Origin of the sequence: Martelella mediterranea (assembly GCF_004342225.1) — a bacterium.
GTDB lineage: Bacteria > Pseudomonadota > Alphaproteobacteria > Rhizobiales > Rhizobiaceae > Martelella > Martelella mediterranea_B.
This window is the reverse complement of the sequence record NZ_SMAR01000020.1, coordinates 17,688-43,333: the sequence shown is the minus strand read 5'-3', so window position 1 is coordinate 43,333 and position 25,646 is coordinate 17,688. Positions and strand designations below refer to the sequence as shown.

The 25,646-nt window shown below is 54.6% G+C and carries 27 protein-coding genes; 16 read left to right on the top strand and 11 right to left on the bottom strand.

Annotated elements, in window-relative coordinates:
* Positions 1 to 18: 18 nt before the first annotated feature.
* Positions 19 to 1,332 (top strand): Nramp family divalent metal transporter, encoded by a 1,314-nt coding sequence (locus EDC90_RS13140; protein ID WP_132312334.1) that lies wholly within the window; start codon positions 19 to 21, stop codon positions 1,330 to 1,332.
* Between the two features lie 190 nt (positions 1,333 to 1,522).
* Here the strand turns inward: EDC90_RS13140 and murI are convergent, their stop codons facing one another.
* The 8 genes from murI to EDC90_RS13100 form a co-directional block, all read right to left on the bottom strand.
* Positions 1,523 to 2,332, bottom strand: coding sequence for a glutamate racemase (murI, locus tag EDC90_RS13135; protein WP_132312332.1), 810 nt, complete (start codon positions 2,330 to 2,332; stop codon positions 1,523 to 1,525).
* Complete coding sequence (locus EDC90_RS13130) at positions 2,325 to 3,122, bottom strand: RNA methyltransferase (RefSeq protein WP_132312330.1); 798 nt, start codon at positions 3,120 to 3,122, stop codon at positions 2,325 to 2,327. Before EDC90_RS13130 ends, murI begins: the two co-directional genes overlap by 8 nt.
* 99 nt (positions 3,123 to 3,221) lie before the next feature.
* Positions 3,222 to 4,016 (bottom strand): DUF1684 domain-containing protein, encoded by a 795-nt coding sequence (locus EDC90_RS13125; protein ID WP_245511050.1) that lies wholly within the window; start codon positions 4,014 to 4,016, stop codon positions 3,222 to 3,224.
* Between the two features lie 14 nt (positions 4,017 to 4,030).
* Positions 4,031 to 4,786 (bottom strand): ABC transporter ATP-binding protein, encoded by a 756-nt coding sequence (locus EDC90_RS13120; RefSeq protein WP_132312327.1) that lies wholly within the window; start codon positions 4,784 to 4,786, stop codon positions 4,031 to 4,033.
* Positions 4,783 to 5,595, bottom strand: coding sequence for an ATP-binding cassette domain-containing protein (locus EDC90_RS13115; protein ID WP_132312325.1), 813 nt, complete (start codon positions 5,593 to 5,595; stop codon positions 4,783 to 4,785). Before EDC90_RS13115 ends, EDC90_RS13120 begins: the two co-directional genes overlap by 4 nt.
* Complete coding sequence (locus EDC90_RS13110) at positions 5,592 to 6,458, bottom strand: ABC transporter permease (protein WP_132312322.1); 867 nt, start codon at positions 6,456 to 6,458, stop codon at positions 5,592 to 5,594. The genes EDC90_RS13115 and EDC90_RS13110 overlap by 4 nt, the downstream gene beginning before the upstream one ends.
* A complete protein-coding gene (locus tag EDC90_RS13105; RefSeq protein WP_281015412.1) occupies positions 6,455 to 7,402 on the bottom strand; it encodes an ABC transporter permease in 948 nt (315 codons plus the stop codon). The genes EDC90_RS13110 and EDC90_RS13105 overlap by 4 nt, the downstream gene beginning before the upstream one ends.
* A gap of 100 nt (positions 7,403 to 7,502) precedes the next feature.
* The gene (locus tag EDC90_RS13100) at positions 7,503 to 9,035 is read right to left on the bottom strand and encodes an ABC transporter substrate-binding protein (RefSeq protein ID WP_132312316.1); all 1,533 of its coding nucleotides are present in this window, start codon (positions 9,033 to 9,035) and stop codon (positions 7,503 to 7,505) included.
* A 353-nt stretch (positions 9,036 to 9,388) separates the two neighbouring features.
* Here EDC90_RS13100 and EDC90_RS13095 point away from each other — a divergent pair, with 353 nt between their 5' ends.
* The 6 genes from EDC90_RS13095 to EDC90_RS13070 all read left to right on the top strand — a co-directional run bounded on the left by EDC90_RS13095 (position 9,389) and on the right by EDC90_RS13070 (position 16,329).
* Positions 9,389 to 10,396: a zinc-dependent alcohol dehydrogenase family protein gene (locus EDC90_RS13095; protein ID WP_132312313.1), complete on the top strand. Its 1,008-nt coding sequence runs from the start codon at positions 9,389 to 9,391 to the stop codon at positions 10,394 to 10,396.
* 698 nt (positions 10,397 to 11,094) lie between these two features.
* Complete coding sequence (locus EDC90_RS13090; RefSeq protein WP_132312310.1) at positions 11,095 to 12,078, top strand: TRAP transporter substrate-binding protein; 984 nt, start codon at positions 11,095 to 11,097, stop codon at positions 12,076 to 12,078.
* 121 nt (positions 12,079 to 12,199) lie between these two features.
* Positions 12,200 to 12,691: a TRAP transporter small permease gene (locus EDC90_RS13085; protein WP_132312308.1), complete on the top strand. Its 492-nt coding sequence runs from the start codon at positions 12,200 to 12,202 to the stop codon at positions 12,689 to 12,691.
* Positions 12,681 to 13,985 (top strand): TRAP transporter large permease, encoded by a 1,305-nt coding sequence (locus EDC90_RS13080; RefSeq protein ID WP_132312305.1) that lies wholly within the window; start codon positions 12,681 to 12,683, stop codon positions 13,983 to 13,985. Before EDC90_RS13085 ends, EDC90_RS13080 begins: the two co-directional genes overlap by 11 nt.
* 115 nt (positions 13,986 to 14,100) lie before the next feature.
* A complete protein-coding gene (locus EDC90_RS13075; protein WP_165972838.1) occupies positions 14,101 to 15,450 on the top strand; it encodes an alpha-galactosidase in 1,350 nt (449 codons plus the stop codon).
* Between the two features lie 279 nt (positions 15,451 to 15,729).
* On the top strand, positions 15,730 to 16,329 hold the full coding sequence (locus EDC90_RS13070) for a glutathione S-transferase family protein (protein WP_132312300.1): 600 nt from the start codon (positions 15,730 to 15,732) through the stop codon (positions 16,327 to 16,329).
* Positions 16,330 to 16,413: 84 nt separating this feature from the next.
* Here EDC90_RS13070 and EDC90_RS13065 read toward each other — a convergent pair whose 3' ends face one another.
* On the bottom strand, positions 16,414 to 17,064 hold the full coding sequence (locus tag EDC90_RS13065) for an outer membrane protein (protein WP_132312298.1): 651 nt from the start codon (positions 17,062 to 17,064) through the stop codon (positions 16,414 to 16,416).
* Positions 17,065 to 17,414: 350 nt separating this feature from the next.
* Here EDC90_RS13065 and EDC90_RS13060 point away from each other — a divergent pair, with 350 nt between their 5' ends.
* From EDC90_RS13060 to EDC90_RS13035, 6 genes are all read left to right on the top strand, one after another.
* Positions 17,415 to 18,176, top strand: coding sequence for an SDR family oxidoreductase (locus tag EDC90_RS13060; RefSeq protein ID WP_132312296.1), 762 nt, complete (start codon positions 17,415 to 17,417; stop codon positions 18,174 to 18,176).
* On the top strand, positions 18,173 to 20,194 hold the full coding sequence (uvrC, locus tag EDC90_RS13055; protein WP_132312294.1) for an excinuclease ABC subunit UvrC: 2,022 nt from the start codon (positions 18,173 to 18,175) through the stop codon (positions 20,192 to 20,194). The genes EDC90_RS13060 and uvrC overlap by 4 nt, the downstream gene beginning before the upstream one ends.
* Before the next feature lie 143 nt (positions 20,195 to 20,337).
* On the top strand, positions 20,338 to 20,934 hold the full coding sequence (pgsA, locus tag EDC90_RS13050) for a CDP-diacylglycerol--glycerol-3-phosphate 3-phosphatidyltransferase (RefSeq protein ID WP_132312292.1): 597 nt from the start codon (positions 20,338 to 20,340) through the stop codon (positions 20,932 to 20,934).
* The gene (gene moaD / locus EDC90_RS13045; RefSeq protein WP_132312291.1) at positions 20,931 to 21,185 is read left to right on the top strand and encodes a molybdopterin converting factor subunit 1; all 255 of its coding nucleotides are present in this window, start codon (positions 20,931 to 20,933) and stop codon (positions 21,183 to 21,185) included. The genes pgsA and moaD overlap by 4 nt, the downstream gene beginning before the upstream one ends.
* A 2-nt stretch (positions 21,186 to 21,187) precedes the next feature.
* The gene (locus EDC90_RS13040) at positions 21,188 to 21,655 is read left to right on the top strand and encodes a molybdenum cofactor biosynthesis protein MoaE (protein ID WP_132312290.1); all 468 of its coding nucleotides are present in this window, start codon (positions 21,188 to 21,190) and stop codon (positions 21,653 to 21,655) included.
* A gap of 155 nt (positions 21,656 to 21,810) precedes the next feature.
* Positions 21,811 to 22,518, top strand: a complete 708-nt coding sequence (locus EDC90_RS13035) for a DJ-1/PfpI family protein (RefSeq protein WP_132312289.1) — start codon at positions 21,811 to 21,813, stop codon at positions 22,516 to 22,518.
* A 116-nt stretch (positions 22,519 to 22,634) separates the two neighbouring features.
* Here EDC90_RS13035 and ndk read toward each other — a convergent pair whose 3' ends face one another.
* Positions 22,635 to 23,057, bottom strand: coding sequence for a nucleoside-diphosphate kinase (gene ndk, locus EDC90_RS13030; RefSeq protein ID WP_132312287.1), 423 nt, complete (start codon positions 23,055 to 23,057; stop codon positions 22,635 to 22,637).
* A gap of 112 nt (positions 23,058 to 23,169) precedes the next feature.
* Positions 23,170 to 23,847 carry a glutathione S-transferase family protein gene (locus EDC90_RS13025; protein WP_132312285.1) on the bottom strand — a complete coding sequence of 226 codons (678 nt, stop codon included), beginning with the start codon at positions 23,845 to 23,847 and terminating at the stop codon, positions 23,170 to 23,172.
* 166 nt (positions 23,848 to 24,013) lie between these two features.
* Here EDC90_RS13025 and EDC90_RS13020 point away from each other — a divergent pair, with 166 nt between their 5' ends.
* The 3 genes from EDC90_RS13020 to EDC90_RS13010 all read left to right on the top strand — a co-directional run bounded on the left by EDC90_RS13020 (position 24,014) and on the right by EDC90_RS13010 (position 25,625).
* The gene (locus tag EDC90_RS13020; RefSeq protein WP_132312283.1) at positions 24,014 to 24,583 is read left to right on the top strand and encodes a DJ-1/PfpI family protein; all 570 of its coding nucleotides are present in this window, start codon (positions 24,014 to 24,016) and stop codon (positions 24,581 to 24,583) included.
* An 82-nt stretch (positions 24,584 to 24,665) separates the two neighbouring features.
* Positions 24,666 to 25,025, top strand: coding sequence for a ribbon-helix-helix domain-containing protein (locus tag EDC90_RS13015; protein ID WP_132312281.1), 360 nt, complete (start codon positions 24,666 to 24,668; stop codon positions 25,023 to 25,025).
* An 87-nt stretch (positions 25,026 to 25,112) separates the two neighbouring features.
* Complete coding sequence (locus tag EDC90_RS13010; protein ID WP_132312279.1) at positions 25,113 to 25,625, top strand: DinB family protein; 513 nt, start codon at positions 25,113 to 25,115, stop codon at positions 25,623 to 25,625.
* Positions 25,626 to 25,646 lie beyond the last annotated feature (21 nt).

The window sequence follows — 25,646 nt, the reverse complement described above, 5'->3', positions numbered from 1 at the left end:
ATTTTCCGGTGCCCTCATATGTCAGACTTGTCTTCGCGCCGCCGCTCTTTGACGGAACGCACCAATGTAGCGATTGAAAACGCACTGGCTTCAGGCCGTGTTCGCCCGCGTTCAGCGCTCCTGTTTGCCGGTCCTGCGGTCATTGCATCAATTGCCTATGTCGATCCCGGAAACTATGCGACCAACATTCAGGCAGGCGCCGGTTTCGGCTATTCACTGCTTTGGGTGGTTGTTTTTGCCAATCTGATCGCAATGCTTTTTCAGGCCCTTTCTGCAAAGCTCGGCATTGTCACCGGTCGAAATCTGGCTGAGGTCTGCCGCGACGAATTTTCCAAGCCTGTCGTGATACTCATGTGGATCGTCAGCGAAATTGCGGCCATGGCGACCGACCTGGCTGAGTTCCTGGGCGGCGCCATCGGCCTCGCCCTTCTCTTTCAAATGCCGCTCATGGCAGGCATGGGCGTTACGGCTATTGTCACTTACGGTATTCTCATCTTCGAACGTCGCGGCTTCCGCCCCATGGAACTGATCATTGGCAGCCTGATTGCACTGATTAGTCTTTGCTATGTCGTTGAGCTTTTCATCGCTCCAATCGCCTGGGGGGATGCGGCCACCGGTTCAGTCACACCCCGCATTCCCGATGCAACGGCGCTCGCGATTGCTGTCGGCATCATAGGCGCGACCGTGATGCCGCATGCGGTCTACCTGCACTCCGGCCTCACGCAAAACCGGGTTGCGGTGAAGAACGAAAAAGACAGGAAGCGGGTTTTACGTTTTTCAAACACCGAAGTCATCGTTGCGCTTGCCGTCGCAGGGATCGTCAACATGGCGATGGTGATGATGGCAGCCAGTGCATTTCACAGAGGCCACAGCGAAGTTGCAGAAATCGAAACCGCCTATCACATGCTCACCCCGCTGCTTGGCGGGGCGGCGGCAGCCGCTTTTCTGATCTCGCTGATCGCCTCTGGTATTTCCAGCTCCGTCGTCGGCACAATGGCCGGTCAGATGATCATGCAGGGGTTCGTCGGCTTCCGCATACCGATCTGGCTTCGGCGCCTGATAACGATGCTGCCGGCTTTTGTCGTCGTCGCGCTCGGCGTGAATGCGACGGAAGCGCTCGTGGTCAGCCAGATCATTCTCTCAATCGCCCTGCCCGTTCCGATGATATCTCTTCTGATTTTCACCCGTAGCAAGAAAGTGATGGGGGAATACGCCAACGGCCGTATCATCAGCGCGCTTTCTGTTATTGCTGCCGTCGCGGTGCTATCACTCAATCTGATTTTGCTGCTGCAGACCTTTGGTGTACCGATCCCGCTTATCCCTGCCGGCTGACATTTTCGACTAGTGTTTCGATTCCGGCATTTGGTTCCCTTTTCCGCACGCGCTTATCCAAATGCCGGAATCAAAAGAACCACTAGCCAAGTTTATGTTCCTAGTGGAATTTTCGAATTTGACATTTGAAACGATCACTGGCGGCAGGCGGGATTCAAATGTCAAATTCATTCCACTGGCCGGTACGGCCTTAAATATTCGCAAAGTCCGGCTTCACTCCAAATCCCTGCATCAACCGGATGATTTGGGGAGAGACATCCGCCTTGGTGAAGAAGGCACGATCCTGATTGGACTCTGTATCCCGCTCGCCCCCAGCCCCGATAACCCGCCTGGCCTGCAGCGCAATCGCTTCAGCGGGATTGAGCCAGTCCACCGGCCACGGGGCAAGCCGTCGAAACCGATTGGCCAGAAACGGATAATGGGTGCAGGCAAGAACCACGATATCCGTTTTGCCGCTTCCGCCAGAGATGAAACAGGGCGCGATTTCAGCACGCAGATCGTCATCACTGACAGAGCCACCGCTGACATACGACTCGGCCAGGGCAGCAAGGGTCTTTGATCCGACGAGCGTGACTTCGCAATTTCCCGCAAACGTAGAGATCAGCAATCGGGTATAGTCGCGCGTTACTGTCGCCGGCGTGGCCAGAACACTGATAAGGCCGGAAGCCGTGCGCTCAGCCGCAGGCTTTATCGCCGGTACTGTGCCAATAAACGCCGTCTCGGAAAACCGCTGGCGCAAAGCCTCCCCGGCAAGCGTGAAAGCGGTGTTGCAGGCAATGATCACGGCAACCGGCCTGATCCGGTGCAAAAGCATCTCGAACAAAGACAGCATATGCTCCAGAAGCGCATCTTCTTCCCAGTCGCCGTAGGGAAATGCCGCATTGTCGGCAACATAGACGAAGTGGCGCTCCGGCATCACCATCCGGGCTTCACGCAAGACTGTCAGCCCACCGATACCTGAATCGAAGATCAGCACCGGACCGGAAGGCAACTCACACATCCTGATCATCCGTTGCCCCGCGCGGCCTTTTGCGCGTGTAGCGATCAAGCGAGGAGATAACGCCACGCAACAGCCGGATTTCCTGCATACTCATCGCACGACGGGTAAAAACCGCTCGCAGATTGTCGATCATCCGCGGTTTCTTATCGACCGGCCTGAAATAGCCACGCGCGTCCAGCGCTTCTTCCAGATGACCGAACAGTCCGAACAGATCCTCTTTCGTCGCAGGTGTCTGCTCAACTGGCTGAAAGGCGGTTTCCGTTTCATCCGCCATCCCGGATTTCATCCATTCATAGGACACAAGCAGGACGGCTTGTGCGATATTGAGCGAGGCAAAGGCGGGATTAACGGGAAATGTAACGATCTCATCCGCAAGCCCGACCTCTTCATTATTCAGGCCCCAGCGCTCCCGGCCAAACAGGATACCGGTCCGCTCTCCGGCGATGAATCTGGTTCTGAGCGTCGCTGCAGCAACCGAGGGGCCGCGAACGGGTTTGAAACCATCCCGGCTGCGTGCGGTGGTGGCGTAAACAAAGTTCAGATCTGCAATCGCGTCTTCAAGCCGATCGAAGACTTTCACACCATCAATAATATGGTCTGCTTTGGAAGCGGCTGCGCGTGCGGTGTCACTCGGCCAGCCGTCTCTTGGATCAACAAGGCGCAGTTCCGCCAGTCCGAAATTGGCCATAGCGCGCGCCACCATGCCAATATTCTCACCCAATTGCGGATTCACCAGTATGACCACCGGCCCTTCCGCGATCATTTTCAGCTCGCTGTTTGTACCTGCCATTGCTTCCGTTTTCCTGATTTGGATCGCAGCGGGTTATCGCGCCTGCCTCACCGGATTGCAAGGCAGCCGCAGCGACAGAGCATCCTCAAACTGTTCAGCTCAGCTACGAACCCGCTTTTCGCCAGCTCTGACAGGAAAAGACAGAATATTCTGCTCAGGCGGCAACGGGCAGGCAGCAAACTCGGTAAACGCACAGGGCGGGTTGATTGCCTTGTTGAAGTCGAGCGTGATGGCATCGCCGGTCACCTCTTCGCCGAAAACGAAGCGTGCTGCGGCATAGGTTTCGTCCTTTGCCGTCGAATCCCGAAACACGAATTGCGGACGCTCAGCTGTGCCGTAAGTTGAAAGTAACTCGACGGTTTTGCCGTCATGATCAAAGCGTGCAACGTGGCTGACAGGAACCTGCGTTTTGACGCCGATGACCGTGTCGAGCGTGACCTCTCCCGGCTCGGCAAGAGCCACCCATTCGGCACGGATACGCCAGCTGGGATCCGCCGGAAAATAAGGAAGCGCTTCAAGCTTTTCCGGTTCATCTGACTCAAGATCACGAACGCGCAATGCCAGCGCACCACTCATCGAGGTGACTTCAAAGTTGAAGCGATCAACAGGGAAAACGACAGGGTACGGGCTATCTGCCGGAATAAAACGCTGCTCTGAACCACCCTCATGTAAAAAAGTCAGACCTTTTCCCTCCACAAGAGTGAGAGCGCCCAGCTTGCCCGGCCCTATGGGCAGAACGATATCATTTTCGTCAGATGAGCCGATTGAGACCGTTCCCGCATCAAGAGGCCAGCGCCCGACGAGTGAAAGCCAGCCGCCCTTTTGCTTGAGGCCAGTCAGCCTCTCGCGCCGCCATTGCTCGATATAGTCGTGATAGTCTGCAATCTCGGTCAAGAAAAACCCTTTCATCATTTCATAGCGCACGGCATACGCGGGATACTTTCAAGCAGCTTACGCGTATAGGGGTGACGGGGATTTGCAATAATATCTTGCGTATTGCCGGCTTCGACGATCTGCCCCTTCTCGAGGATCACCATCTCCTCACAAAGCGCAGCCACAACGCCGAGATCGTGAGACACGAACACAAGTGTCATGCGTTCTGACAGCTTTCGAAACAGATCAACGATCAGAATGCGGGTGGAAAGATCAAGTGCGCTGACGGCCTCATCGGCAAGCAAAAGCTTCGGCTGCGCTGCTACGGCCCGTGCAATGGCAATTCTCTGCCGCTGCCCACCGGAAAAAGCGTGCGGATATCGCGTCAACGCTTCTTCCGGAAGACCAACAGCAGACAGAGCCTCTGCAACGATCTGATCGTGATTACCGGGGATTTTGAGCGATCGCAGCGGCTCCGAAATAATCGACTTCACCTTCTGCCGCGGATCAAGAGATGAATACGGATCCTGAAAAACGGCCTGCACCTTACGGCGATAATCGCGCATGAATGCGCCGCTGGAAAGGTCGAGCGGGCGGCCCTCGAACGTGATTTCACCTGATTGCTGTCGCGATAGGCCAAGCATCAGTTTCAGGATCGTGGACTTTCCCGAACCGCTTTCACCGACAAGACCGACACTGCGTCCTTCGGTTACGGTGAACGATACATCATCGAGTGTCTGGCTCCGGCGATCATAGGAAAACCCGACATTGCTGAGTTCAAGCAGGCTCATGATGACGCCTCACCAAAATAACTGTCAAACGCATGGGCAGCCTTCACCAATGACCGGGTATAAGGGTGCGAAGGCGCTCCGAAAACGTCCCCTATTGTCCCCTCCTCAACCAGTTGCCCATGCTGCATCACCGCAACATCGCTGACCACCGATGCGACCACCGGCAGATCATGACTGATGAAGAGAAGCGACATATCAAATTCGCCGACCAGTCGATCGAGAAGCTTCAGGATTTCGGCCTGCGTTGTCACATCCAGAGCCGTTGTCGGCTCATCCGCGATCAGAAGTCTGGGGCGGCAGGCCAGAGCCAGAGCAATGGCCACGCGCTGACGCTGACCACCGGATATCTCGTGCGGAAAGGCCCGCAGAATACGATCAGGCTGTGGCAGGGACACATGCTCAAGAAGCTCGAGAACCCCGCGCCTGAGCGCTGCCGAGCCAGTATCCTCTCCTTCGCGCGTCAATCGCCGCTTGAGCGGGATTGCGATCTGCTGACCAAGCCTCATCAGCGGATCAAGAGCGGTAAGCGGCTCCTGAAACACGACAGCAACATCACGCCCGCGCATGGTGTTCAGCACACGTTCTGAAGTGCCCACCACCTCCTGCCCGTTCAGTCGGACAGAACCATGCGCATCGATCGATTTGGGAAGGAGACCAGTCACAGCCATCGCGGTGAGTGATTTCCCCGATCCGGATTCACCGATCAGTCCGAAACGCTGGCCTTGCGCGATTGAAAAGGAAATCTCCGAAACCAGAACCCGGCCTTCGGCAGAAAGTGAAAGGCGACTGACATCGAGTAAAGGCTTCATCGTGTTGCCCCCCGCGTTGGATCGGCAATATCACGTAAACCATCTGCAAAAAGGTTGATACCAATGACAAGCGTCACAAGTGCCACACCGGGCGCAATCGCTCCCAGAGGCGCCGTATAGACCGTTCCCTGCGCCTCCTGAAGCAGTCGCCCCCACGATGTATTCGGCAGAGGCGCGCCCAGACCAAGATAAGACAGTGACGCTTCTGCGATAATTGCGACGCTGAACTGAAGTGCGAAATTGACCGCCATTGTCGGCCAGATATTGGGAAGGATGTGCTGACGAACAATCCCGCCCCATGACGTACCCGATATCCGCGATGCCGTTATGAAGTCTTTCTGCAGGACTTGCTTCACGAGGATGCGGGTCAGGCGCGCTATGATTGACGACATGGCGATACCGAGTGCCAGAATGGCCGTAAACAGGCTGGCTTCACTGCTGGCCGCAACGACCAGCATTGCGATCAGCAACACAGGAAACGCAATCATGATATCGAGCGCGGCCGCGAGCACATCGTCCAGAAAACGCGTCGCAAAGGCGGCCAGCAAGCCAATCGTAACACCAATTGCAGCACCGATGGCAATCGCACCAAACCCCACTAGCAAAGCGATGCGGGAACCGATCATGACCAGCGTCAGATAATCACGGCCTAAGCGGTCTGTGCCCAGCCAGTGTGCCCAGGAAGGCCCTTCAAGCCGACCTCCGGTCATCCCCATCGGATCATAGGGCGTCCAGAAAATGGTCAGGATCGCGATGCAGAGGTGAAACAGAACCAGAAAGACGCCAATCCTGAATGTCCACGACCTGAGTGATCTTCGCTTTTGAGCACTGGTATTTTGCGGCGTAGTTTCCACAACACTCATGATCGTGCTCCTGCAGAATGCCGCAAGCGCGGGTCTATGAGACGCTGGCTGACATCAGCGATAAAACCAACCACCAGAACAAGAAGCGTAGAGATGAACAGAACGCCCTGGACATTGGGATAATCGCGCTGCTCGATCCCCATCAAAAGCATTGAACCGAGACCTGGCAGTGAAAACACCTGCTCGATGACAACGGCCCCGAGAAAGGCCGTCCCAAGCTCGATTCCAAGAATGGAGATCACCGGGATTGAAGCATTGCGAATGCCATGACGCCAGAAAGCACTGGCAAAGCTGTCTCCGAGCGCGCGCGCTGTTCTCAGATAATCACTGCCTACGACCTCAAGGGTCGAAGCCCGCACATAGCGCATCAAAGAGGCCGCCATGACCAGCGCAATTGTCAAAACCGGAAGGAAAAGGGTGTGAAGCGCTTCCAGAGGCGCACCCCAGCCGCGCAGCGGAAACCCACCGGAGGGAAACAGCCTGATCTGAATGGCAAACACCATGACCAGAAGAATGCCCATCCAGAATGCCGGTATGGCAATGCCCAGCTGCGACACAGCGGTGATAACAGCCGCGTACCAGCGGTCACTCTTAACCGCGGAAATCACACCGAGCGGAACGGCAATGATAATCGCCAGAACGAAGGCCATGAAAGTGAGCGGAAGCGTGACTGTCAGCCGGTTCAGCACTTCTCTGGTGACAGGCGCATCCGAGACAAATGAATTTCCGAAATCAAAACGCAAAAGACTTGAGAGAAACTGAAGAAACTGCTGCCAAAGCGGAAGGTTGGACCCAACCTGCGCGCGCGCAGCTTCAATCTGAGCAGGATCGGCGCCGACAGAAAGCAGCGCATTCGCCGGATCTCCGGGCAGAAGCCTAAGGAGCACGAAAAGCACCATTGAAGCAACGAGCAGAGAGAGGAGAAGTATGATACCTCTGCGTATAAGATAGGTAAGAATTTTGGATCCCTGCCTCTTTTACCAATCCGAAAAACACATGCCGGCGGTCTTTGCCACCGGCATGAAAACATATCAGATACCGCTGTTATTCAGCCTTCTTGATATCATAGACAAAAAACTGAGAGTTCAGTCCATTCAGCGGGTAATCGCTGACATTGGCCCGTGAAACGACAATCTGCGGGTTCAGGAACAGCCACACGCTGGCCGCATCCTCTGCGATCTGGCGATTCGCTTCCGTGAGCTTTTCAACCTGTTCGCTTTCAGTCCTGGCAGTCTCTGAAGAACTGATCAGTTCAACGACCTTCGGATTATTGTATCCCCAATAGAAATCCGGATTGCCATAAAACAGGATATCGCGGTGATTGACGTGCTCCTGCAAAGTGGCTTCAAAATCATGCTGTTTGTAGATTTTGTTAAACCATTCATTGGCAGTAATCACATTAATCTTCACATCGATACCGACCTTTGAGAGGTCATTCTTGATCGCCTGAGCAACCAGCGGATGCGGATCATAATTCGGCGTTTCCAGAACGAAAGAGAACCCGTCAGCATACCCGGCCTCGGCCAGAAGTTCTTTTGCGCTTTCCGGGTTATAAGGATCGACATCCGTCAAATCGACAAACCACGGGTCGGTCGGCGGTACGAATGAACCGATCAGTGTCCCATAGCCACCCCAGATCGAGTTGAGCAACTTCTTCTTGTCAATCGCGCGGCTGATGGCTTTGCGAACTTTCACATTATCGAACGGGGCAACGCGATCGTTAAACGCCAGCACCTGCTTGGTCGTGGACTGGCCTTCTTTGACGGTAAAACGCGGATCATTGGTGAACTGAGCAAGCGAATCGGGGCTCTGAACACTGGTGATAATATCAATCGCATTCGTCAGAAGTGCGTTGTTGAGAGCGGTTGCATCACTGAAATATTTGAAGACAACCTCTGCATTTGTTGCGGCATCCCCCCAGTATGAGTCAAACCGCGTGAGCGCCAGGTAGGAGCCACGGCGCCAGCTGTCGAGCTCGTATGGGCCGGTTCCATCCTCCTTGGCAGAAATACTGCCAGCGCTATCGTTAACAATCCAGATATAACTCAGATAATAGGGCAGCGAGATAGACCGGTTTTTGAGCTTGATCACAACGGTCTGATCGTCAGGCGTTTCGATCGCATCAATGGTCTGAAGACTACTCTTCCGGGAGCTCTTTGATTCTGGCGCCATGATCCGCTCAATGCTGTATTTAACATCAGCAGAAGTGAGAGGATCACCGGAGTGAAACGTTACGCCCGGCTTAAGCGTGAACGTATAGGTCAAGCCATCGTCGCTCATCGAATAATCATCAACGAGAAGCTTCTCGACGTTCCCCGCATCCGTGAGCAGGAACAGCGATTCATAGACATTGCCATAGAAGGCTTCATGAACGCCCTGCCCTGCAGCCCCGGCATTATCGAGGCTTTGCGGCTCATATAACGAGCCGATATTGATCGTTGCATCTTCATTGTAGCCGTCGGCAGCAAAACTGATCGAAGTTCCGGCATTCAGGCCGGCAAAACCCGCGACGGACAAGAAAGAGAGGAAAAGAATATTGCGTTTAAAGCGTGCTCGGACGCTGCGCGAAAAATCCATTTTCTGCACCCTGTTGGTAAGCGACGCTTTTACCGGACAATTCGCATCTCCGACCGCGCCAAGATATGTCAGCATAAGCACACATCGAATTGTGAAACAACGATATGCGCAAATTCCTCGTTTCCGGTCAGATAAGTGACACGCAGTCGATTTCCACCCTATTTCAGTTCGAAGACTGAATAATCCCCGGTTTTGTCGAAGGCTGAAAATGAAGGCAGACAAGGCCTCAAAGCTGCGACGTATCAAAATTTCCCGGCGCTTCCGCCATGGCAGATGTCGACCGCACTTCCTACCTCAGGCCCTGAATCCAATCGCGCACGTCGTTATAATTCGAACCAAGGAAAGGCGTTTTCATGAGACAGATCAGGATCAAGGCACCTGGCGGACTCGAAAATATTGCCGTTGATGATGCAGAGGAAGCGAGCAATCCCGGTCCCGGTGAGATTACGGTTCGCATCCATGCCAGCTCACTCAATTTCCATGATTATCTTGTCGCAAGCCAGCAAGGCGCTACAGCCGACGGGCGGATCCCGATGGCAGATGGCGCCGGGGTCGTAGAGGCCATCGGTGAGAGCGTGAGCGAATTCCGGGTTGGCGATCACGTTGTTTCCTGCTTCTTCCCCGACTGGCAGGACGGTGACGGACGCCCGTCTGATTTCTCACGCACGCCGGGAGACGGTATCGACGGATATGCCCGTGAACGCGTCACCGTACCTGCAAGCTGGTTCACGCAAGCACCTGTCGGCTGGTCCCATGAGGAAGCCGCAACGATCACCACGGCAGGCCTGACCGCCTGGAGGGCACTGGTTATGGATGGACAAATTAAGCCAGGCGACACAGTGGCTGTGCTGGGAACAGGCGGCGTATCCATCTACGCCCTTCAGCTCGCCAAAGCGATCGGCGCGACCGTGATTGCAACATCATCTTCGGATGAGAAACTGGAGCGCCTGAAACCTCTGGGGGCAGACCACGTCATCAACTATCGCAAGACACCGGAATGGGGCGCTGAAATGCAGCGGCTCACCGATGGCCGCGGCGTTGACCATATCGTTGAGGTGGGTGGCCCCGCAACGATGGCGCAATCTATCATTGCGGGGCGCACTGGCGCACACATTGCGCTGATCGGCGTCCTGACCGGCACGGGTGGCGAAATTCCCACGGCGCATCTGATGGCACGCCAGCAGCGCCTGCAGGGCCTGATCGTCGGATCACGCAAACATCAAAAAGATATGGTGCGTGCACTGGATGTCATGGGAATACGCCCTGTCATCGACAAAAGCTTCGATTTTACCGCGCTTGCAGAAGCCTTTCGCTATCAGGAAAGCGGTGCGCATTTCGGCAAGATCTGCCTGACAATCTAAACTGGCTACGCCCATCCCGGTTGTGAACCACCATGCGACCGGGGTGGGTTCAGCCATTGCAGCTTTGAGAACATTTCTTCGGCACCTCAACGCCGGCTGAATGCGGGACAAAGAGCGGATGATGGCTTTTAAAGCCCGACGATCCGAGGTTTTCTCGCTCAACGATATTCTCAATGGCCATTACTCAAAATGCCTTCCATTCGCTCATCTTTTGATAACTGCGTTGGTATCGAAAAGCGCATTTCGTTCGCGATCTCGGAAAAATTCCTGCATTTAAATTTAATCATTTTTTTGCAAAAGTATGAACCTAAAAAGCAAGTTTATATTGACAGTTGCTATTTTATGCAGCTGTGAAAAACGCTCGAATAGCGCGTCATCAATCTGTTTTTAAATGATTTAATCATTGAATCCTGTCCAAAGAACAATCTCCTAATATGACGCATCCTTAGCGTGCTCATTAAACTGATATGCTAGCATACCTTTGTTGTTTCAGCCTGATGTTTGACTTAACTTCCGATTGGTTGCGTGAGGTACGTAACTCAGTCCTATTTCAGGATCTTGTGTTTAATCGGGAGGTGTAGGATTTTCGTTGATTTCAGCTGCTGTCAGCCATTGTGCGAAGAGCGGCACAGCATCACGGAAATCCGATCCTCCCTGCAAAAGAAACGTTAACTTGGAGCTACTTCCAGGGAGGTTTTATGTCTAAATTCAGCAAAATCGGTCTCGGCCTCGCAGCCGCACTTTCCTTCAGCGCGCTGGCAACATCGGCGTCGGCACTGACATTGCGCGTCTCCGACTCGCACAATGCAGATCACTCGACCGTTGTCGCATTGCAGGAAATGGGTGAAGCCGTTTCCGAGCGCACCGATGGCGAGGTCGACTTCAAGGTCTTTTCCGCTGGCGTTCTTGGCACCGAGTCGGAAATGATCAACCAGCTGCGCACCGGCATTCTCGACATCGTTCGCACCAACCCGGCAGACCTCGAAAAATTCAACCCGGTCTACAGCGCATTCCTGCTGCCCTATCTCTTCAACGACGATGAAAGCGCCACCAAGGCGATGAACGCCGTCAAGGGTGATGTGTTCGAGACCAATCTCGACACCGGTTTCCGCGGCCTGACGTGGAATATCGCTCCGGCCCGGAACTTCTATACGACCGAAACCGAAATCCACTCGCCGGAAGATCTCGCCGGCCTGAAGATCCGCGTCCCGAACAGCCGTTCCATGGCGCGTGCCGTTGAGCTTCTGGGCGCAACGCCGACCCCGATCCCCTTTGGCGAAGCCTATACGGCTCTGCAGCAGGGTATTGTTGACGGTGCCGAGGGCAGCCCGGCTGCGCTGATCGATTCCAAACAGGTCGAGATCATCAACTACTTCACATTCGACCGTCACTTCCTGATCCCGGACGTGATGATCATCTCCAACCGGACCTGGGACAAGCTGACCGAAGAACAGCAGCAGATCCTGACGGAAGAAGCTGAAAATTACACGCTTCGCGTGGACGAGCTGGAAGCCGTGAAGAACGCAGCATCTCTGGAAGAATCCAAGGAAGCCGGCGTCACCTTCATCGATGTCGATCTCGCGCCCTTCAAGGAACGCGTTAAGCCGCTCTACGACGAAATCGCCGAAAACAATCCCGAAGCTGCAGCGATCGTAGAAAAGATCGAAGCGGCCCAGCAGTAAGGCGACAAAAGGCGCGCGTATCGACGGAATACGCATGAACAGCCCGGTCTCCCCTCACCTGTTTCGAGGGGAGACAACCGCACGACAGAACCGTCCGCTGCACTCACAATGAGGTTTCCTCATGCAAAACATAAGAACAATTCTCGAAAAAACGGTCCTGTTTCTGATCACCGTTTTTCTCGCGCTGCTGGTCATCATGGCGACCTGGCAGGTCATCAGCCGCTATGTGCTGAATTCTCCCTCCCAGTTCACCGATGAGGCGCTGCGCTTCACCATGATCTGGCTGGTCTATCTCGGCGCATCCTACGCCTTCGGACTGACGGACCGGCACATGTCGCTCGGCCTCATCAAGGATGCCCTGAAGGGCCGTAAACGCCTCATCCTCGAAACCTTCAACTATCTCGCGGTTATGGGGTTCATCGTCACCGTGCTCTTGAAGGGCGGATTCAACCTCGTCTCCGTCGGCGTCGGCCAGCATTCCGACAGCCTCGATCTGCCGATGAACTGGGTCTACACGATCATTCCCCTTGCCGGTTTCCTGTCCGTCTTCTTCAAGACGCTGAATTACCGTGACGTGCTGCGCGACATCAGGAGCGAAGAAAATGGACACTAACCTGGTCGCGGGTATCCTCCTCCCGCTCTTCATCATCCTGATGCTTTGCGGCATGCCGATCGCCGTTGCCATCGGCATCAGCTCGCTTGCCGCGATCACCGTGATCCTGCCCTACGACCTGATCTTCTTTCAGGGCGCACAGCAGATGTTCGGCGGCATCAACTCCTTCGGCATGCTGGCGGTTCCGTTCTTCATGCTTGCCGGCAACATCATGAATCACGGCGGCATCGCCCGGAAGCTGATCAATCTGGCATTGATGTTCGGCGGTCGCATGCCGGGTGCGCTTGCCCACGCTAACGTCATGGGCAACATGCTGTTCGGCACACTGTCCGGTTCGGGCATGGCCTGCACGGCAGCCATCGGTGGCACCATGGCGCCGATCCAGAAAGAAAAGGGCTACGATCCGGCATTCTCCGCGGCCATCAACATTGCCTCCGGTCCGGTTGGCATGCTGATCCCGCCGTCGGGCCTGCTGATCCTGTTTTCGATTGTCAGCGGCGGCGTTTCGGTGGCCGGTCTCTTCATGGGTGGCTGGATCCCCGGCATTCTGTGGGGGCTTTCTGTCATGGCTGTCGCCTATGTCATGGCCAAGAAGTACAATCTGCCGACGGAAGAATCGGACCTGACCTTCGGCCAGAAGATGAAGGTCGTGCTCGACTCGATCCCGGCACTGATGCTGATCGTAATTGTCATGGGCGGTATCGTCGGCGGCATCTTCACCGCCACGGAAGGTGCGGCCATTGCCGTGGTCTACAGCCTGCTGCTGTCGTTCTATTACGGAACGATCAACCGCAAAATGCTGATCGCAACACTGACGGATACGGCTGTCACCACGGGCGTCATCCTGTTCCTCGTCGCGGTTTCGAGCCTGATGAGCTGGATCATGGCCTATGCCCAGATCCCGGAAATGATTGGCAACTTCCTGCTGACCGTCACCGACAACAAGATCATCCTGCTTCTGATCATCAACGTTGCCCTGCTGGTTCTCGGCACGTTCATGGACGCAACGCCGGCCATCCTGATCTTCACCCCGATCCTGATGCCGATTGCGACCCAGATGTTCGGCATGGACCCGATCCAGTTTGGTGTCATGATGATCTTCAACCTCGGTATCGGGAATATCACGCCGCCTGTCGGCTGCGTGCTCTTCGTCGGTGCGGCGGTTGGCGAGACCAGGATCGAGAAGGTTCTGCCCTATCTGATTCCGGTCTTCCTGGTGCTGCTTCTGGTGCTGGCGCTTGTCACCTATGTACCGGCGGTCAGCCTGTTCCTGCCGCGCCTGTTCGGCGTCTAAGACGCTTCGGCGTAAAAACAACACCGGCCCCGTTCGCGGGACCGCCCACGGGACGGGGGCACCCTCCCAGCCCTCGTCCCAGAAGTTTCAATACAAGGATAAAGGAATTTATCTGATGGAAGACGTAAAAATCACCTATATCGGCGGCGGCAGCCAGCAATGGGCGCTGCATCTGATGGCCGACCTGGCGCTGTCGAAATCGCTCTCCGGCACCCTGACGCTGTATGACATCGACAATGCCGCAGCGGAAAAGAACAAGGAAATCAGCGCCAACATTTTCGGCCGCCCCGAAGCCAATGCCAAGTTCAAGGTCGAAGTCGAGCCGGATCTCGATACCGCGCTGAAGGGTTCCGATTTCGTCGTGATCTCGATCGAACCCGGACCGACCGAAAAGCGTTTCATCGATCTCAAGATCCCGGAAAAATACGGCATTTTCCAGAGCGTCGGCGACACGATCGGACCGGGCGGCATGGCGCGCGCCGTGCGTTCGCTGCCGGTCATGGCCGATTTCGCCCACCACATCATGGCCGTCTGCCCGGACGCATGGGTAATCAACTACACCAATCCGATGACGTGGTGCACGGCAGCGCTTTTCGAGGCCGAGCCCGAGATCAAGGCTGTTGGCTGCTGCCACGAAGTCTTCCACACGCAGGAAATGCTCGGCCGCTGGGTGCGCGATCACTACAAGGTTGATCTGCCGAAGCGTCACGACATTGTTCTCGACATTTCGGGCGTCAACCACTTCACTTTCGCCACACGCGCAATGTGGAACGGTCAGGATATTCTCGAAGAATTCGAAAACAGCCTGCCGGCGCTTTCGCCTGAGCAGCTTACCAAGAACGCGCTGGAACGTGAGGCGCAGGAAAACTGGTTCGATTGCGACTTCCGCGTCGCCACCGACTTCCTGAAACGCTTCGGCGTTCTCGGCGCTGCCGGCGACCGTCACCTCGCCGAATTCGTTCCGTGGTACCTGAAGTCGAAGGAAGAGCTGAACAGCTGGGGTGTTGCAATCACGCCTTACGAATGGCGCGTCCGTCGCTCCAAGGAGCAGGACAAGGCTCGCAAGGCCTTCCTCGAAGCAGACCTGAAGCCGTCGGGCGAAGAAGGCGTTTTGATGATCGAAGCGCTTGCCGGTGCCGATGGCGCAACCTGCCGCACCCAGTGCAACCTGCCCAATATCGGCCAGAACGACTTTGCGCCGGCCGGTCATATCGTCGAAAGCTACGGTTTGATCTCGAAGAACAAGATCGAGCCGGTCGCCTGCGGCGTCCTGCCGGAAAGCGTCCAGTCGCTGGAAAGCCGGATCATGACGGTCCAGGGCTACATCCTTGAAGGCGTCATGAACGAGGACAAGGCAACTGTCTACGAAGGCTTTGCGCTCGACCCGCTGAATTCGCTGACCTCTCGCAAGAGCGAAGAGTTGTTCGACGAGCTGTTTACGGCCCTCGAAGTCGACTGGGGCTGAGCCGGAAGGCGCGGAGACCAGTGATTTCTCGTTTTTGACCATAGCCTCCGGAATCTTCCGGGGGCTTTTTTATTATAAGCGCCTCTCCAGTAAAGCGAACCTATGGGGCTGGCAGATCAAGACCTGCCCTGCTTTCGAAACTGCTTATCCTTCTTCGGCGTGACAATCTCCCGCTATTCGCGATGATTTCGAATCAACCGGATACATGCTACTTCGCTTGCTCCAGGACTCCATGAAAAAGCGCGCATCGATTAAGCGGCGAAAAAAGAAGGAAAGACCATGAAGCTCTATTGCGCCCCTGTGTCGCCGTTTTCCGCGAAAGTCCGAATGGCGGCTCGCTATGCCGGTGCAACAATCGATGAAATATTTACCGACACGACTCAGAACCCGGACGAGCTTCTGATCGCCAACCCACTCGGTAAGATTCCAACACTGGTGACGGACGATGGCGAAGTACTTTATGACAGCCGCGTCATCATGCACTATCTGGACAGCCTCGATGAAGACAAGCGCCTTTATCCACGCAATCCGGAAAAACGCATTAGAGCAGAGCGATTTGAGGCTTTATGTGACGGCATCATGGAAGCTGCGGTTCTGGTGATCTACGAAAAGCGCTACAGAACACCTGAGACCTGGCACCAGCCATGGGTCGACAGGCAGTGGGGCAAGGTTATGCGCGGGCTCGACTGGATTGACGCCAACCCGCCGGCGTTTGGCAAACGCCTCAATGCAGGCCATTTCGCGTTAGCCAGCCTGCTGGCCTATCTCATGCTGCGTTTTCCTGGTGCCTGGGAGCAGCACCGTGTGCGGCTGACACGCTTTCCTGCAACGTTCGATGAGCATTTTCCAGCATTTTCCGAGCTTCGCCCGAAAGCTTAGATCTGACATTGAAATTTCAGCTCAAATCACAGAAAAGGCCCGCAAATTTGCGAGCCTTAATCAAAATATCAGGTTTTCTGACGATCAGAATTTAAAGCCAAGCCCGACTTTGACGGTGTTTTCCTCAAAGCCGCGCTTGTACTGGCTTCCGTTGAGGTTGAACTTCTGCTTGTCATAGTCGGTGTAGCGATATTCAAGGCGCGCCGTGATGTTGTTTGTGATCATGGCTTCTGCACCGGCACCGACAGTATAGCCCCATGCCATCTGCGTATCGTCCATACCGCCCTGCTTGGCAACGAGGCGGGAACCGGCCAGACCACCCGTACCGTATACGAGGATCGGATCGAATGCATAACCGACACGACCGCGCAGCGAGCCGTTAACGCCCTGCTCCATCTTGATTCCAGGGTTCACATGCTGGCTCTGATTGGAGGTCGAAAGGTCAGCTTCGACACCGTAAACGATGTTGCCCTGCTGCATGTCGTAGCCACCGTAAAGCGTGCCACCCCAGCCGTCAGCCTTGAAATCACCGCCGTCGAATGTGCCCCAATCCCAGTTCAGTGCACCACCGACGTGGAAACCGCTCCAGTTATTGACCGGCGCAGGCGCTGCATAAGTTGCCGGGCTCGGTTCGTAAGGCTGAGCACCGCCAACGATTGCATCAGCGGCCTGAACGGTGCTTGCCCCCATGATGGCGGCTGCCGAAAAGGCCAGAGTCTTCTTCAAGTTCCGCATCTTAAATCTCCTTCAATCAGAGCCGAGGAGGAACCGCCAGCTATCAACGGCTTTCAAGGTACTCACTCGGATCACTCTTAATGAAAAAATAAGATTGAAATTCAAATTAAGCAACAACTGGATAATGATGGTTTATATTCTCGGTTAACATTGTATTTACAGCAATAAATAACAGGAAAGTTATGGTTAATATTTATATAACCTCGCATATAACTCATTAAATACACAAGTATTACGCGACCACCATCACCTTTGACGCGCCACTCGAACACTTCAGGCTTTTCCATGGTCATCCGAAAAACTATATCAACCTTAGAAACAGCTGCAGATACGCAGGGAGATACCAGCATATGACGCGATATAAGACGGCTCTCGTTACCGGGAGCGCCAGAAGACTTGGCGCAGGCATTGCCCAAACGCTGGCGGAGTGTGGCTTTTCTGTGGCCGTTCATGCCAATCAATCCCGGGATGAAGCTCAAAAACTGGTGTCAAAGCTGACGGATGCAGGCCACAGGGCAAAGGTCTTCGAAGCGGATCTGGGGATCCATGAGCAGGCTTGCGGGCTGATTGATTACGTCAACGCTGCCATGGGACCAATTGACCTGTTGGTCAACAATGCCTCGGTTTTCCGAAATGACTCTGTCAGCCAGATCGACATGGAAAACTTCGATGAGCATTTTGCAATTCACGTCAAAGCACCGCTACTGCTTTCCGAAGCCTTTGCCCGGCAATTGCCTGAAGATGGGAATGGGCTGATCGTGAATATGATTGACCAGCGGATCTGGGCGCTTACACCAAACTTCTTCACCTATACGCTCTCGAAAAGCACGCTATGGACGGCCACACAGACCATGGCTCAAGCGCTCGCTCCGCGTATACGCGTCAATGCAATTGGCCCCGGCCCCACAATGAAGAACAGCAGGCAAAACGATGCCGATTTCCAAAGCCAGGTTGATCGGCTTATCTTAAGACGTGGCCCCGAAATTGCTGAAATCGGCCAAACGATTCGCTATCTATATGAAACACCATCGCTCACGGGACAGATGATCGCACTTGATGGCGGTCAACATCTTGCCTGGGAAACACCAGACGTAACGGGTATTAATGAATGACGCGCAAGACGCCCTCTGACGGCGGCATATTGTATGACGAGAAGGACACGGACCTGCCTGACGCTTCGGAGAGCCTTGCATCGGTGGAAGCCGACCGCATCATCTGGAATGACGGTCGCGTTGAAAAGCACGCCCTCAAAGGCGCAGCTCTGATTGGTGAGTTCGTCAAACACCTGCCGAACAGCCCCGGTGTCTACCGCATGTTCAATGAGAATGGCGATGTTCTTTATGTCGGCAAGGCCCGTTCTTTAAAGAAGCGCGTTACAAACTATGCGCAGGGGCGCGGCCACTCCAACCGCATCACGCGGATGATTACTCAGACCGCGCATATGGAGTTCGTCAACACGCGAACAGAGACGGAAGCACTGCTTCTTGAAGCAAATCTTATCAAGAGGTTACGCCCTCGATTTAACGTTCTGCTTCGCGATGACAAATCTTTTCCCTATATCCTGATCACGCGTGATCACGAGGCACCAGCGCTGTTCAAACACCGTGGTGCACGGGCCAGGAAAGGTGACTATTTCGGGCCGTTTGCCTCCGCCAGCGCCGTCGGCAGAACAATCAATGCAATGCAGCGTGCTTTTCTGATCCGCTCATGCACTGACAGTGTTTATGAAAGCCGGACACGCCCTTGCCTGCTCTATCAGATCAAGCGTTGCGCTGGCCCATGCACCGGCGAGATTTCTGAAGCCGACTACAACGAACTTGTCGATGAAGCGTGCCGTTTTCTTTCAGGCAAAAGCAAGCAGGTGCATTCCGACCTTGCCCGCCAGATGAACGAGGCTTCAGAAGACCTCGACTTTGAACGCGCTGCTGTTTACCGTGACCGGCTTTCGGCGCTTTCGCATGTTCTTGGCCATCAAAGCGTCAATCCGTCTGGTATTGAAGAAGCGGATGTGTTCGCAATCCACAATGAAGGCGGGCTTTGCTGCATACAGGTATTCTTCTTCCGAACCGGACAGAACTGGGGCAATCGTGCCTACTTCCCCAAGACTGACCCATCGCTGGGCAGTGCCGAAATCCTGAACGCCTTTCTGGCTCAGTTTTATGATGACAAACCGGTACCAAAACAGATTCTGCTTTCAGAGGATATTGAAGAACAGTCCCTTCTGGAAATGGCACTTTCTGAGCGTGCGGAACGCCGGGTTCATATTCTCGTTCCAAAACGCGGCGAGAAGCGCGAAACCGTGGATCAGGTCGTGTCCAATGCCCGCGAGGCTCATGGCCGAAAACTGGCGGAAACCGCAACGCAGGCCCGCCTTCTGGAAGGTTTTGCCGAAACATTCGGCCTTGATCGGCCGCCGCGCCGGATCGAAATCTATGACAACTCCCACATCATGGGCACAAATGCTGTTGGCGGCATGGTGGTCGCCGGGCCAGAAGGCTTTGTGAAAGCGCAATATCGCAAGTTCAACATCAAGTCGACCGACATCACCCCCGGCGATGACTTCGGCATGATGCGCGAGGTGATGACCCGCCGCTTTTCCCGCCTGATCAAGGAACACGGAATTCCAGACCGCATTCAGCAACCGGAAAGCGACGAGGATGCTGGCTTTCCGGCATGGCCCGACGTTATCCTGATCGATGGTGGACAGGGACAAATGACAGCAGTACGCGCCATCCTCGACGAACTGGGTATTCGCAATGCCGTCACCGCCATTGGTGTTGCCAAAGGTGCTGACCGGGAAGCGGGCCGTGAAAGGTTTTTCATGGATGGCCGCACAGATTTTGCCTTGCCCCCGCGTGATCCGGTTCTTTATTTCATCCAGCGTTTGCGTGATGAGGCGCATCGCTTTGCCATCGGGTCTCACCGCGCGCGCCGCAAGAAGGAGATGGTGAAAAACCCTCTGGATGAGATCGCGGGCATTGGTCCATCGCGCAAACGCGCATTGCTTCAGCACTTTGGCTCGGCCAAAGCGGTTTCACGCGCCGATCTGACCGATTTAAGTGCTGTAGAGGGTATCAGTCAGGCGATGGCTAAACTGATCTACAATCATTTTCATGAAGGAAACGGCTGATCAAGCGAGAACATCGGTTTATTGTGACAGAGGTTTAACACTTCACCGGATTGACCTTAGGCGTATATTCAACGCAATTTGTAAGCCAAGAACACTTGCCTGTCCGTCGCCGCCGGGCCGGTGCAAACATATGGAATGGCACCATGGCATCAAAAGTCTACAATCTCCCAAATCTTCTGACCTATGGGCGCATTCTCGCTGTTCCACTGATCGTTCTATGCTTCTTCCTGGAAGGAAAACTTTCCAGCTCAGACAGCGCCCGGTGGGCAGCCCTGACGATCTTCATCGTCGCCTCACTCACGGACTTTCTGGATGGCTATCTTGCGCGGGCCTGGAACCAGACTTCAAATATCGGGCGAATGCTGGATCCCATCGCCGATAAACTGCTGGTTTCAGTCTGCCTGCTCTTGCTGGCCGCTGACGTTGAACGCACCATTGCGGGCTGGTCGCTGTGGGCGGCAATCATTATTCTCTGCCGGGAAGTTCTTGTCTCCGGCTTACGTGAGTATCTTGCTGGCCTGAAGGTCTCAGTGCCGGTTACGCGGATTGCAAAGTGGAAAACAACATTCCAGATGATCGCCATCGGACTGCTTCTGGCCGGTCCTGCTGGCGATAAGGTCATGCCGTTTACGACAAACCTCGGCATTGTCCTTCTTTGGGTCGCGGCCGTTTTGACGATGTATACCGGCTACGACTATTTCCGCGCCGGACTGAAACATGTTGTGGAGGCAGAAACATGACAAAACTTGTCTATTTCGCATGGGTGCGCGAGCGGATTGGCCTTAGCGAAGAAGAAATAGCGTTGCCGGAAAACGTGACCACAGTTTCAGAACTGCTCGCATTTCTTAGACAACGCGGCGAAGAATATGAGCTTGCGCTCTTTGAGCCCGAGATTATCCGCGTTGCGCTCGACAAGGCCCATGCCGAGCATGATGAACCCGTTCGCAATGCCAGTGAGATCGCACTTTTCCCCCCGATGACGGGCGGCTGATCATGCGCAAAGCACCGAAAACGGATGTTCGTATTCAAAGGGAAGACTTCGACATCAGCGCCGAAGTCAGAGCGCTGACCGAAAAGCGCTGCGATATCGGCGCAACAGTGACGTTTACCGGCCACTGCCGCGACGACGGCGAATGCCTTGAGGCGCTGGAGCTTGAACACTATCCCGGTATGGCGGAAGCCGAAATCCGCAGGATCTGCGACCGGGCCACCGAGCGTTTCGCACTGCAGGGACTGGTCGTCATCCACCGCTACGGACGCCTTTCACCCGGTGAAAATATCGTGACAGTGATCGCTGCCGCGACACATCGACAGGCTGCATTCGAAGGCGCTTCGTTTGTGATGGATTTCCTAAAGACAGATGCTCCCTTCTGGAAGAAAGAGCACCTGAAGGATGGCACAGAAGGCACGTGGGTTTCAGCCCGCGAGAGCGACAATCAGGCGCACGAACGCTGGCAATAAAAACGCCTCAAAGTTTGGCGAAACAAAGCTTGTTCAAACGTAGAGAATGTCTATCCTTTCACGAGGCGTGACCCAATCGTTTAAACGGCTCGCGGCGAGTCGTTTCAAAGGGAAACCTTCCCCTGGGCACCGCCTGAACAAAACGAGGGAACCTAATGGCAGACAATGCCTCTTCGCTCAAAATCGGAATGCTGATGTATCCAGGGCTGACGCAGCTCGATCTGTTTGGTCCTGCGGATGTTTTAAACCGCGTTCCCGGTGCAGAAATCAAGCTTTTGTGGAAGAACCTCGATCCGGTGATCGTTGATCGCGGTTTGCGCATCCTGCCGAACACGACATTCGGCCAATGCAAGGAACTCGATATCATCTGCGTGCCCGGCGGCCCCGGACAGGTGGCGTTGATGGATGATGATGAGACGCTGAACTTTCTGCGCCGTATTGCTCCGGGCTGCAAGCTTGTGACGTCAGTCTGCACCGGATCTCTGGTGCTGGGTGCTGCCGGCCTTCTTGATGGTTACCGTGCAACATGCCACTGGACCTCAATCGACCAGCTTGAATTGTTCGGGGCAACGCCGGTCAACGAGCGCGTTGTGCGTGACCGCAACCGCATCACTGGCGCAGGCGTGACGTCAGGCATTGACTTTGCGCTTCAGGTCGTTGAATCGCTGACGGACAAGACAACCGCACAGCAGATACAGCTGCAAATGGAATATGATCCTGAGCCGCCGTATAATTGCGGCTCACCGCGCACCGCACCGCCGGAAATAGTCAACTCCGTGCGTGCACGTCTGCACATGTTCCAGTCCAGCCGCCGTTCAGCCTGTGAGCGTGCCGCAGAACGGCTCAAAAACCGGACAAGCTGAATCTGCCCCTTATAAATCGTGAGAATGCAAAAGGCCCGCGACTGAGCACGGGCCTTTCGTTTATTTTCAAAGGTCTTCAAAGCCGCGGCACAAAAGGCGCAGCTTCAAATCCGGTATTAACCGACGATTTCGGTTTCGGAGAACCAGAAACCGATTTCACGGGCAGCCGTTTCCGGAGCGTCCGAACCATGAACAGAATTCTCGCCCATGGAAAGCGCGAACAGCTTGCGGATCGTGCCTTCGTCAGCTTTTTCCGGATTGGTCGCACCCATGATCTCACGGTTTTTCGCGATTGCATTTTCGCCTTCGAGAACCTGAACGATGGTCGGGCCGGAGCTCATGAAGTCAACAAGCTCACCGAAGAACGGACGTTCTTTGTGCTCAGCGTAAAACGCTTCGGCTTCACGGCGTGCCATCCAGACGCGCTTGGAGGCGACGACACGAAGGCCGTTTTCCTCGAAAATCTTGGTGATGGCACCAGTCAGGTTGCGCTTGGTGGCATCGGGCTTGATCATGGAAAAAGTGCGTTCAATCGCCATATCATTCGTCCTTTGGCAAATCGGGTTAAACGAAATTAGGCCGGTGTATAAATGTGTTCCGACAAAAAGAAAAGCCTGCCGGAACAGGGAATTTCAGTTGATTGCAAGATGTTCAGATCGCCAGCTGGTCGCTGGCGAATTCTGCGCAGCGCTCAAACCAGTTGGTCACCGGATCATTAGGATCCAGCAAGGCACGGTTGCCGGTTTGCGCGGCCCATTGAAGGGCACCGAAAACAATATAGTCCGCGAACAGTGGCTCATGCCCGCCCAGAAATGGCTGGAACGTCAGCATAGTGCGCAAGGGGGTAAGCTTTTCGGGAAAGGCCGCCATCTCGGCTTCGCGCCCGGTTGCGATTTCTTCCAGTGTCGCACCAAGCCGCTTTTCGCGGCTGGAGCGAAAATATGCCTGATCTCCCGGGGCGAGCATGTCATGAATTTGCTTTACCGCGATACGGGTAATGGCAGGGTGCAGTGTGGCTGCCGACCAGGCTTCAATGAAGCGCGCCATCGACAGTCCACCCTCCCCCTTAAACAGAGACGGTCGTTCCGGATAGGTCTGCTCCAGATAAAGGGCTATCGCAAAACTGTCGGCCACCAGTTTATCACCATCTTTAAGAACCGGCACCGTTTTGGAAAATCCGTTTTCCACGCTCGCTATCTCCGTGAAACGGACCGGTCGCTCCTGGAATGATAATCCTTTATGCCTGAGAGCAAGAACGACCTTCCAGCAATGCGGAGAAAAAGGAATATTACTGTCAGCACCACAAAGGGTGTATAGAATACGGCTCATGACAAAACTCCCATCATTCATTTCAAGGTTGGAAACATCCCGGCAAAATTCAAGATAACCGGCCCGATTGTTATCGAACAGTTGCCTGACGGCGTAGTACCTCATTAATACCTGCACCGTATCGAAAGCTGCTAAACTTGATCCTCGTCATTATGAGGAGGAAACAATGGCAGCAAAGAAAATCCTGATGATTACAGGCGATTTCACGGAAGATTATGAAACCATGGTTCCGTTTCAGACGCTTCTGGCCGTTGGTCACAGTGTCGATGCAGTATGTCCAGACAAGAAAGCCGGTGACAGCGTTCCAACCGCAATTCATGACTTTCTCGGAGACCAGACTTATTCGGAAAAGCCCGGTCATCGCTTTGCCCTGACGGCAGATTTCGACGCCATCGACGTTACCAGCTATGATGCGCTCGTCATTCCGGGCGGTCGCGCACCGGAGTATCTGAGGCTGGATCACAACGTCCTCTCAATGGTTAAACATTTCTTCGACACAGGAAAGCCAGTGGCCGCCATTTGTCATGGCGCTCAGATACTCGCCGCTGCAGGTGTGCTGAGCGGACGCACCTGTTCGGCCTATCCGGCCTGCGCGCCGGAGGTCAAACTGGCGGGCGGGCATTATGCCGATATCGCTGTTCATGAGGCTGTAACGGACGGCAACCTCGTCACCGCGCCAGCGTGGCCGGCTCACCCGGCCTGGTTGTCTCAGTTTATGGCTGTTCTGAACGGCTGAACACGGACTGTTCAGCGGCATGCGCCTTTTGCAGGACGTGCCGCTGAACTATACTGCCTCACTCTAAAAGGAGGAGGAATTTATGTGCAGACTTTTCATAGAAGCCGATCCTGCATTGTGGGAAAGTGCGACACGGTCCATCCGCATTGATGGTATGGTCACAAGTGTCAGACTTGAACGCTTTTTCTGGAACATCCTTGGTGAAATCGGCGCGCGCGATGATATGAATATCACGCAACTGATCACAAAGCTTTATCGTGAATCCGTTGAAACAGGCCATGACCGTGGCAATTTCACATCCTTTCTGAGGGTCTGCTGCGGCCGTTATCTGGCGTTGCAGCTTTCAGGCGACATTCCAGACAATGACCGCGCGCCGATCTCCCGTCTTGACGCTGTCCGTATTCTGGAAACCGAGAAGAGGCGCGGTCGTCTCCATGCATGATATTTGTTCATGCCGGATATCAGAAAAAATCACGCCCCCAAGGGCTTTTTACCGGGTATAATCAGCTGTCAAATCAGGGAGAAAGTCATGTTGCAACACTATCGGATGTTTGCCGCCTATAACAGCTGGGCCAATACCCGCGTTTACAGCGCCGCCAGCAGCATCGCCTATGAAGATTTCACCCGTGACCTCGGAGCGTTTTTTCGCTCAATTCAGGGCACACTCAACCACATTCTCTATGCTGATAAAGTCTGGATGGCCCGTTTTTCGGGCCAGAACACCGGTCCTGCCAAGCTTGATACCATTTTACACGAAGACCTCAAGGATCTGCGGCTGGCACGTGAAGCTGAAGATCGCAGGATCATCAGTTTTGTTGATGCTCTCACACCTGAGCAACTGAAAGGAACGTTTTCCTACCAGCGTGGCAATCCTCCGGAATTTTACACTGACAGCCTTGAAAAGGCGCTTGCGCACTTCTTCAATCATCAGACACATCATCGCGGGCAACTCCATATGATGTTCACGATGATGGGACAGCCCTCGCTGGAGCTGGATCTGATCTATTTCCTGCGCTCTGAAAGTGGCACACCGTTCGCCTGAGACAGACGTGATGCCAACGGA

What these genes read in the sequence shown, in the direction of transcription:
- EDC90_RS13140 (WP_132312334.1), top strand. Translation starts at nt 19, where the DNA reads ATGTCAGACTTGTCTTCGCGCCGCCGCTCTTTGACGGAACGCACCAAT.
- murI (WP_132312332.1), bottom strand. Translation starts at nt 2,332, where the DNA reads ATGTGTGAGTTGCCTTCCGGTCCGGTGCTGATCTTCGATTCAGGTATC.
- EDC90_RS13130 (WP_132312330.1), bottom strand. Translation starts at nt 3,122, where the DNA reads ATGGCAGGTACAAACAGCGAGCTGAAAATGATCGCGGAAGGGCCGGTG.
- EDC90_RS13120 (WP_132312327.1), bottom strand. Translation starts at nt 4,786, where the DNA reads ATGAGCCTGCTTGAACTCAGCAATGTCGGGTTTTCCTATGATCGCCGG.
- EDC90_RS13115 (WP_132312325.1), bottom strand. Translation starts at nt 5,595, where the DNA reads ATGAAGCCTTTACTCGATGTCAGTCGCCTTTCACTTTCTGCCGAAGGC.
- EDC90_RS13110 (WP_132312322.1), bottom strand. Translation starts at nt 6,458, where the DNA reads ATGAGTGTTGTGGAAACTACGCCGCAAAATACCAGTGCTCAAAAGCGA.
- EDC90_RS13100 (WP_132312316.1), bottom strand. Translation starts at nt 9,035, where the DNA reads ATGGATTTTTCGCGCAGCGTCCGAGCACGCTTTAAACGCAATATTCTT.
- EDC90_RS13095 (WP_132312313.1), top strand. Translation starts at nt 9,389, where the DNA reads ATGAGACAGATCAGGATCAAGGCACCTGGCGGACTCGAAAATATTGCC.
- EDC90_RS13090 (WP_132312310.1), top strand. Translation starts at nt 11,095, where the DNA reads ATGTCTAAATTCAGCAAAATCGGTCTCGGCCTCGCAGCCGCACTTTCC.
- EDC90_RS13085 (WP_132312308.1), top strand. Translation starts at nt 12,200, where the DNA reads ATGCAAAACATAAGAACAATTCTCGAAAAAACGGTCCTGTTTCTGATC.
- EDC90_RS13080 (WP_132312305.1), top strand. Translation starts at nt 12,681, where the DNA reads ATGGACACTAACCTGGTCGCGGGTATCCTCCTCCCGCTCTTCATCATC.
- EDC90_RS13075 (WP_165972838.1), top strand. Translation starts at nt 14,101, where the DNA reads ATGGAAGACGTAAAAATCACCTATATCGGCGGCGGCAGCCAGCAATGG.
- EDC90_RS13070 (WP_132312300.1), top strand. Translation starts at nt 15,730, where the DNA reads ATGAAGCTCTATTGCGCCCCTGTGTCGCCGTTTTCCGCGAAAGTCCGA.
- EDC90_RS13065 (WP_132312298.1), bottom strand. Translation starts at nt 17,064, where the DNA reads ATGCGGAACTTGAAGAAGACTCTGGCCTTTTCGGCAGCCGCCATCATG.
- EDC90_RS13060 (WP_132312296.1), top strand. Translation starts at nt 17,415, where the DNA reads ATGACGCGATATAAGACGGCTCTCGTTACCGGGAGCGCCAGAAGACTT.
- uvrC (WP_132312294.1), top strand. Translation starts at nt 18,173, where the DNA reads ATGACGCGCAAGACGCCCTCTGACGGCGGCATATTGTATGACGAGAAG.
- pgsA (WP_132312292.1), top strand. Translation starts at nt 20,338, where the DNA reads ATGGCATCAAAAGTCTACAATCTCCCAAATCTTCTGACCTATGGGCGC.
- moaD (WP_132312291.1), top strand. Translation starts at nt 20,931, where the DNA reads ATGACAAAACTTGTCTATTTCGCATGGGTGCGCGAGCGGATTGGCCTT.
- EDC90_RS13040 (WP_132312290.1), top strand. Translation starts at nt 21,188, where the DNA reads ATGCGCAAAGCACCGAAAACGGATGTTCGTATTCAAAGGGAAGACTTC.
- EDC90_RS13035 (WP_132312289.1), top strand. Translation starts at nt 21,811, where the DNA reads ATGGCAGACAATGCCTCTTCGCTCAAAATCGGAATGCTGATGTATCCA.
- ndk (WP_132312287.1), bottom strand. Translation starts at nt 23,057, where the DNA reads ATGGCGATTGAACGCACTTTTTCCATGATCAAGCCCGATGCCACCAAG.
- EDC90_RS13025 (WP_132312285.1), bottom strand. Translation starts at nt 23,847, where the DNA reads ATGAGCCGTATTCTATACACCCTTTGTGGTGCTGACAGTAATATTCCT.
- EDC90_RS13020 (WP_132312283.1), top strand. Translation starts at nt 24,014, where the DNA reads ATGGCAGCAAAGAAAATCCTGATGATTACAGGCGATTTCACGGAAGAT.
- EDC90_RS13015 (WP_132312281.1), top strand. Translation starts at nt 24,666, where the DNA reads ATGTGCAGACTTTTCATAGAAGCCGATCCTGCATTGTGGGAAAGTGCG.
- EDC90_RS13010 (WP_132312279.1), top strand. Translation starts at nt 25,113, where the DNA reads ATGTTGCAACACTATCGGATGTTTGCCGCCTATAACAGCTGGGCCAAT.